6 protein-coding genes, 1 tRNA gene and 1 pseudogene are annotated in these 7562 nt (G+C 72.5%); 4 read left to right on the top strand and 4 right to left on the bottom strand.

All coding sequences use genetic code 11. The annotated features are described in order from the left end of the window. The coding region (locus QH283_RS00695; RefSeq protein ID WP_280501077.1) for a hypothetical protein at positions 1-903 on the top strand (903 nt) is incomplete at its 5' end. Positions 904-940: 37 nt separating this feature from the next. Further along, on the top strand, positions 941-3295 hold the full coding sequence (locus QH283_RS00690; RefSeq protein WP_280501076.1) for a heavy metal translocating P-type ATPase: 2355 nt from the start codon (positions 941-943) through the stop codon (positions 3293-3295). 86 nt (positions 3296-3381) lie between these two features. Here QH283_RS00690 and QH283_RS00685 read toward each other — a convergent pair whose 3' ends face one another. The 4 genes from QH283_RS00685 to QH283_RS00670 all read right to left on the bottom strand — a co-directional run bounded on the left by QH283_RS00685 (position 3382) and on the right by QH283_RS00670 (position 5631). Further along, positions 3382-4176, bottom strand: a complete 795-nt coding sequence (locus tag QH283_RS00685) for an RNA polymerase sigma factor SigF (protein WP_280501075.1) — start codon at positions 4174-4176, stop codon at positions 3382-3384. Beyond that, a complete protein-coding gene (locus QH283_RS00680) occupies positions 4169-4603 on the bottom strand; it encodes an ATP-binding protein (RefSeq protein WP_280501074.1) in 435 nt (144 codons plus the stop codon). Before QH283_RS00680 ends, QH283_RS00685 begins: the two co-directional genes overlap by 8 nt. A 105-nt stretch (positions 4604-4708) precedes the next feature. Continuing rightward, positions 4709-4784 (bottom strand) — tRNA-Gly (locus QH283_RS00675). Positions 4785-4881: 97 nt separating this feature from the next. Beyond that, a complete protein-coding gene (locus QH283_RS00670; RefSeq protein ID WP_280501073.1) occupies positions 4882-5631 on the bottom strand; it encodes a lysophospholipid acyltransferase family protein in 750 nt (249 codons plus the stop codon). Between the two features lie 115 nt (positions 5632-5746). Here QH283_RS00670 and QH283_RS00665 point away from each other — a divergent pair, with 115 nt between their 5' ends. After that, entirely contained in the window at positions 5747-6694 is a 948-nt protein-coding gene (locus tag QH283_RS00665; protein ID WP_280501072.1) for a hypothetical protein, read from the top strand. Positions 6695-6787: 93 nt separating this feature from the next. Then, positions 6788-7468 (top strand): annotated as a pseudogene (locus QH283_RS00660) (MBL fold metallo-hydrolase); the annotation flags it as partial. Positions 7469-7562 lie beyond the last annotated feature (94 nt).

Below are 7562 nucleotides of genomic sequence, written 5' to 3'. Positions count from 1 at the left end.
CCCACCAAACCCCCCCGGGGGGCGGGGGGCCAGGGTTCGCCCGTCGACCACCCGCCCCCCACCGCACCCCACACCCGCCCCGGGGGCCGGCGCCCCCCCCACGGCGGCTACACCCTCGACCTGGAGAACCCGCTGATGCGGCCGGACGCCGAGGCGACGCTGCGGTTGCGCGTCCTCGACGAGCGGGGCGAACCCCTCACCCGCTACACCCCCAGCCACGACAAAGACCTGCACCTGATCCTGGTCCGCCGCGACCTGACCGGCTTCCAGCACGTACACCCGACGCTCGGGCGGGACGGCGCCTGGACGGTCCCGGTCGATCTGGCCCGCGCCGGCGCCTACCGGGTCTTCGCCGACTTCGTCCCCGAGGGCGGGCAGAACCTGACCCTCGGCGCCGACCTGCTGGTGGCCGGCACCTCCGATCCGAAGCCGCTGCCGCCACCGGCCACCACCGCCACCGTCGGCGAGTACACCGTCACCCTGGACGGCACGGTCACCGCGGGCGCCGCCACCACGGTCACCCTGTCGGTCGCCCGCGACGGGCAGCCGGTCACCGACCTCGAGCCCTATCTCGGCGCGTACGGCCACCTGGTCGCGCTGCGCGCCGCCGACCTGGCCTATCTGCACGTGCACCCCGAGGGCCACCCCGGCGACGGCGAGACCCCGGCCGGACCGGGTATCACCTTCACCGTGACGGCCCCCAGCCCCGGCGACTATCGCCTCTACCTGGACTTCAAGCACCGCGGCGAGGTGCGCACCGCCGAGTTCACCGTGTCGGTCCCCTACCCGGATCAGCCCGGCCCGGCAGGCGAGACCGGCGCGCCCGCCACCCCGAGCGCGGGCACACCGGGCGCCACCCCCAGCGGCACCCCCGACGGCGGGCACGGCGGACACGGCCACTGAGCCCCCGCCACGCCGCCCCTCCCCTACGGAGCACCCAATGAGCACCGCATCCACCCTCGACCAACAGGCGCCCCGCCTGATCGAACTACGCATCGGCGGCATGACCTGCGCGTCCTGCGCCAACCGCATCGAGAAGAAGCTGAACCGGCTCGACGGGGTCACCGCGACGGTCAACTACGCCACCGAGAAGGCCACCGTCGAGGTCACCGGGGAGGTCACCGCCGAGGACCTCGTCGCCACGGTCGAGGCCACCGGCTACACCGCGGAGCTGCCCCCGCCGCCCGCCACGGCCGAGGCCGCGACCGCGCGGGCCGAGCCCGCCGACCCGGCCGACGCGCTGCGGCAGCGGCTGATCGTCTCGGCGGCGCTGAGCACCCCGGTGATCGCGCTGGCCATGGTCCCGGCCTGGCAGTTCGAGTACTGGCAGTGGCTGTCGCTGACGCTGGCCGCGCCGGTGGTGATCTGGGGCGCCTGGCCGTTCCACCGGGCCACCTGGGCGAACCTGCGCCACGGCGCGGCCACCATGGACACCCTGGTGTCCATCGGCACGCTGGCCGCCTTCGGCTGGTCGCTGTACGCGCTGTTCCTCGGCACGGCGGGCACGCCGGGCATGACGCACCCGTTCGAGTTCACCATCGCCAGGACCGACGGCAGCGGCAACATCTACCTGGAAGCCGCCGCCGGCGTCACCACCTTCCTGCTGGCGGGCCGCTACTTCGAGGCGCGCTCCAAGCGCACGGCGGGCGCGGCGCTGCGCGCGCTGCTGGAACTGGGCGCCAAGGAGGTGACCGTCCGGCGCGGCGGCGCCGAGCACCTCATCCCGATCGAACAGCTGGCCGTCGGCGACGAGTTCGTGGTGCGCCCCGGCGAGAAGATCGCCACCGACGGCGTGGTGATCGAGGGCGCCTCCGCGGTCGACGCCTCCATGCTCACCGGCGAGTCCGCGCCGGTGGAGGTCGGCGTCGGCGATCCGGTCACCGGCGCCACGGTCGACGTGGGCGGCAGGCTGGTGGTGCGGGCCACCAGGGTCGGCGCCGACACCCAGCTGGCCAGGATGGCCCAGCTGGTCGAGCAGGCACAGACCGGCAAGACCCAGGCCCAGCGGCTGGCCGACCGGATCTCCGGGGTGTTCGTGCCGGTGGTCATCGCGCTGGCGGTCGCCACGCTCGGCTTCTGGCTGGGCACCGGCGGCTCGGTGGCGGCGGCCTTCACCGCCGCCGTGGCGGTGGTCATCATCGCCTGCCCGTGCGCCCTCGGCCTCGCCACCCCGACCGCGCTGCTGGTCGGCACCGGCCGCGGCGCCCAGCTCGGCGTGCTCATCAAGGGCCCGGAGGTGCTGGAATCGACCCGCCGGGTGGACACCATCCTGCTGGACAAGACCGGCACCGTGACCACCGGCAGGATGGCACTGCGCCGGGTGATCCCCGCCGAGGGCGAGGACGCCGACCAGGTGCTGGCGGTGGCGGGCGCGCTGGAGCACTCCTCCGGCCACCCCATCGCCCGCGCCATCGCCGAGGCCGCGCGGGCGCGGACCGGCGAGCCGGCCCAGGTCACCGAATTCGCTGACCTGCCCGGCCTCGGGGTGGAGGGCACGGTGGCGGGCAGGCGCGTACTGGTCGGCCGGGCCAGGCTGCTGGCCGAACGCGGCCTGCCGCTGACCGGCACGCTGGCCGAGGCGCTGGCGGCCGCCGAACAGGAGGGCGGCACCGCCGTGGCGATCGCCTGGGACGGCGGCGAGGACAGGAACAGCGGCGATGACAGGGACGGCGACAACAGGGACGGCGACGACAGGGACGGCGAGGGGGACGCCCCGCTGGTGCCGCGTGGCCTGCTGGTGGTGGCCGACGCGGTGAAACCCACCTCGGCCGAGGCGATCTCGCAGCTGATCGGGCTCGGGCTGACCCCGATCATGGTGACCGGCGACAACGCCGCCGTGGCCCACGCCGTCGCCGACGAGGTCGGCATCGACGAGGTGATCGCGGAGGTGCTGCCGCAGGAGAAGGCCGATGTGGTGCGCAGGCTACAGGAGCAGGGCAAGGTCGTGGCCATGGTGGGCGACGGCGTGAACGACGCCGCCGCACTCGCCCAGGCCGACCTCGGACTGTCCATGGGCACCGGCACCGACGTGGCGATCGAGGCGGGCGACCTGACCCTGGTGCGCGGCGACCTGCGCGCCGCCGTCGACGCCATCCGGCTCTCGCGGCGCACGCTGGCCACCATCAAGGGCAACCTGTTCTGGGCGTTCGCCTACAACGTGGCCGCGATCCCGCTGGCCATGGCCGGACTGCTCAACCCGATGCTCGCCGGCGCGGCGATGGCCTTCTCCTCGGTCTTCGTGGTGAGCAACAGCCTGCGCCTGCGCGGCTTCACCTCCGCGGGCGCCGCGCGCTGACCCACCCGCGCGAGCGGTTCCGCACCGGCGCCACACGAGCCCGTCCCTGCCCGCGGTGGGGCGGGCTCGTTCGCGCTCGGCCCGATTCAGTCGCGCAAGGCCTGTTCGCGCAGGCTCTTGAGGGTGCGCGAGAGGATGCGCGAGACCTGCATCTGCGAGCAGCCCAGCTGCTGGGCGATCTGGTCCTGCGACATCGACTGGAAGAAACGCATTTCCAGTACCCGCCGCTCGCGTTCGGGCAGGGCGGCGATCAACGGGCGCACCGCCAGATAGTTCTCCACCGTGCCGTACTCGGGGTCCTCCGCGCCGAGCGTCTCGGCCAGCCCGGGCATTCCCGACTCCTCGCTGCTCGCCGAGCCGTCGATGGAGGAGGTCTGGTAGGCGTTGCGCGCCACCAGCGCCTGGGTCACCTCGGTGACCTCGACGCCCAGCTCCTCGGCCAGCTCGCGCGCCCTCGGCATGCGGCCGAGCCGCTGGGTCAGCGTCTCGATGGCCGGGTTGAGGGTGGATTGCAGCTCCTTGAGCCTGCGCGGCACCCGCACCGACCAGGTGTGGTCGCGGAAGTGCCTGCGCACCTCGCCCATGATGGTGGGCACCGCGAAGGCGAGGAACGGCGCGCCCTGGGTGTGGTCGAAGCGGTCCACCGCGGCGACCAGGCCGACGCGGGCGATCTGCTGCAGGTCCTCGAAGTTCTCCCCGCGACCGCTGAACTTGCGCGCGATGTGCTCGGCCAGCGGCAGGCAGCGCTGGATCAGTTCCTCGCGCAACGCGCGGCGACGCGGATCGTCCGCGTCGAGTGCGGCCAGCTCGGCGAACTCGGGCCCCAGATCCTGGTAGCCCCCGGCCTCCGGCTGCACCGGATCGACGGGGGCCTCAGGCATCGGCGCGCCCACGCGACCAGCGGAACCGCACAATGGTCGGGTATCCGCCGGTGTCGTCGCGGGCACCGACGTCGACGCCCACCGAGTCGGTGAGGGTGGTGAGGATGTGCCAGCCGAAACCGTTGCGGTCCGGGCCGTCCTCGGAGACCGTGTGCGCCGAGACGGCGATGTCCATCGAGGACTCGTCGTAGGTCATCGAACAGTCCAGGTCGGTGCCCGTCACCGCGTCCTGCATCAGGGCGGTGGCCACCTCGTCGAGGGCGAGGCGGATGTCGGCGACCTCGTCGATGCCGAAATCGGCGATCAGCGCCACGGTCTCGGCCAGTGCGCGCAGCATGACGAGCTGGTCGTAGCGCGCGGGGACGCGCACGCCGACAGTGGTGGTTCGTGTCTCCGCCGAGGGGAACACCTTCTCGCCCTTACCCATAGGAGTACTCCTGGATGCGCTGCTGTCGAGCCCGGAACGACAGCGTACCGCCGCGGCGTGCGCGAGTGTGGCGCGGCCTGCCGCAGGGGGCGCAGGCCGCCTGTGTGGAGCGGATGACGGGATTCGAACCCGCGACCCTCACCTTGGCAAGGTGATGCGCTACCAGCTGCGCTACATCCGCGTGCCCGGCCATCGCCGACCGTGCGAACCGAAACTCTAGCGGCCCGCGTGCCCGGCACAAAATCGGCTGGTCACGGACGTGCGATCGGCGGGAGCGCTCAGTCCCCGGCGGCGCCTCGCCTGGCCTGGCGCTCGGCGATCTCGGCGGCGTCCATGGCGTTCGCCTCCTCCAGCGTGGGCGCGCTGCCGCCGAGCCGGGCGGGCACCCAGTAGGCGCCGGGCTCGTGCTCGTAGTTCTCCTGCAGCCCGGCCAGCAGCTGCTGCATGGTCGAGCGCAGCAGCGCGGTCAGCTCGGCGGGCGGCAGGTTCGGCGGGATCGGCTCGCCCACCGCGATGGAGATCGGAGTGTTGGTGCGGCCCAGGCGCTTCGGATGGCCCTTGGTCCAAACCCGTTGCGCGCCCCAGATGACGGTGGGGATGATCGGCACGCCTGCCTCGATCGCCATGCGCGCGGCGCCGGACTTGAACTCCTTGATCTCGAAGCTGCGGCTGATCGTCGCCTCCGGGTAGACACCCACCAGTTCGCCGCGCTTCAGGTAGTCGACGGCGGCCTTGTAGGAGTCGGTGCCCGCCGCGCGGTCGACCGGAATGTGCTTGAGCGCGCGCATGATCGGGCCGGAGATCGAATTGTCGAAGACCTCCTTCTTGGCCATGAACCGGATGTAGCGCTTCACCCGGCGCGCGGGCAGGCCGGCGTAGGTGAAGTCCATGTAGCCGGTGTGGTTGATCGCGATCACGGCGCCACCCCGCGCGGGGATGTGCTCGGCGCCGGTGACGGTGAACTTCAGGCCCTGGGCGAAGAAGACGGTCCGGGCCAAGCCGATGATCGTCCGGTAGACGGGTTCCACAATTCCGCTAGCGTAGTCGCAGCATCGTCCGACCGGAACGGCCGCCGCCGGAAGCCGCGTCGCCGCACCGCCGCACCGGCACCGCCGCACCTGCCAGCGAAAGAGGATCGTCGAAGTGGAACGTGCCCGCACGCACGCGAGGGAACACGACCGGACACCAGCGCGCGGAGCGGGGCGGACACGCCGCGGCGGCATCGCCCTGACCTGCGGTCTCGCGGCCGCACTGGCGCTCACCGGCTGCGACTCGGTGTCGGGCATCCCCGGCGACGAGCCCGCCGTCGCCACCTCGTCGGGCGAGGAGACCGTCGCCGCGGCGGCCGCCGAACCCACCGACATTCCCGCACCGGCGCCGTCCACCCCGGCGCTGCCGCCGGTGCCCGAGGACGCCCCCGAGGTGGGCGAGGTGGCGGGCGTGCCGGAGGCGGTGCCCGCGCTGCGCCGTTGGGCGGCCGATCTGCAGACCGCCACCGCCGCCGAGCTCCAGGAGAAGTGCTGGACGCTGGCGCCGGGCAATGTCGCCCAGATGTACCAGTACCCGCAGACCATCCTGACCGCGCTCGCCGAGCCGGGCACCGCGGATGCCGATACCGTCACCTGGGAGAACGGCACGGTCTCGGTGACCGTGGAACGCGCGCTGCTGGCCGACGGCTACGCCTGTCCCCGGGTGGGCGCCGCGGGCGCGAGCGTGCAGTACAACGACGCCGACGCCCGCCACACCGTGCGCCGCTACCTGGCCCGCGAGATCGGCGAGCCGCTGAGCCCGGCCGATGTCGAGGACACCCACCCGCTGGTGTGCGCCGCCTCCCCCGCCGCCTGGGACCCCACCGGCAGCGGCGCGCGGGGGGCCGCCCCGCTCGCGGCGAAGCCGGACGAGCTCGGCGCGATCACCGGCTTCAGCGGCGACCAGCTCACCTCGGCGTGGCTGTCGGCCGACTACATCACCGTCGACGCCCCGGTCACCGACGCATCGGGCAGCACGGTCACGCGCACCTTCACGCTCACCCTGCGGGAGACCGATTCGGGCAATTCGGCCGGCTACTGCATCGGGGACGTCACCACCTAATAGGACCCAGGTCACCCGCCGGGGCCGCCGTCCACGACACCCCATCCGCCGGCCACTACCCTGGGGACCGGCAACCCCTAGGAGGAACAGCACGTGCAGATCACCAGCGTCGGACACGCCGGATTCCACATCCGCACCGCAGCCGGGACGATCCTTTGCGATCCCTGGGTCAACCCGGCGTACTTCGGCTCGTGGGTGCCGTTCCCGGACAACTCCGGGCTCGACTGGGACGCACTCGGCGACTGCGACTTCCTGTACGTCTCGCACCTGCACCGCGACCACTTCGACGCGAAGAACCTCGCCGAGCACGTCAACAAGGACGCCACCGTCCTGCTGCCCGACTTCCCCGTCCCCGACCTGCGCCGGGAGCTGGAGAAGCTGGGCTTCCACAAGTTCTTCGAGACCGAGGACTCGGTCAAGCACACGATCACCGGTCCCGGCGGCGAGCTGGACATCATGATCATCGCGCTGCGCGCGCCCGCCGACGGCCCCATCGGCGACTCCGGGCTGATCGTCTCCGACGGCGAGACCACCTGCTTCAACATGAACGACGCCCGCCCGGTCGACATGGACGTGGTCCACGAGACCTTCGGGCACATCGACATCAACCTGCTGCAGTACTCGGGGGCCATCTGGTACCCGATGGTCTACGACATCCCGGCGCGCACCAAGACCAACTTCGGCAAGCAGAAGCGCCAGCGCGGCATGGACCGCGCCCGCAGCTACATCGAGCAGGTCGGCGCCACCTGGGTGGTGCCGTCGGCCGGCCCCCCCGGGTAACAACCACCCCCCCAACCCCCCCCCAACCACACCCCCCGCGCGGCGGGCCCACAAATACCCCCCCACATTTGGTGACACGAGCCCATAG

Origin of the sequence: Nocardia farcinica, from assembly GCF_029867845.1 — a bacterium.
GTDB classification, from domain to species: Bacteria; Actinomycetota; Actinomycetes; order Mycobacteriales; family Mycobacteriaceae; genus Nocardia; species Nocardia farcinica_A.
This window is presented reverse-complemented; position numbering and strand designations above follow the sequence as displayed.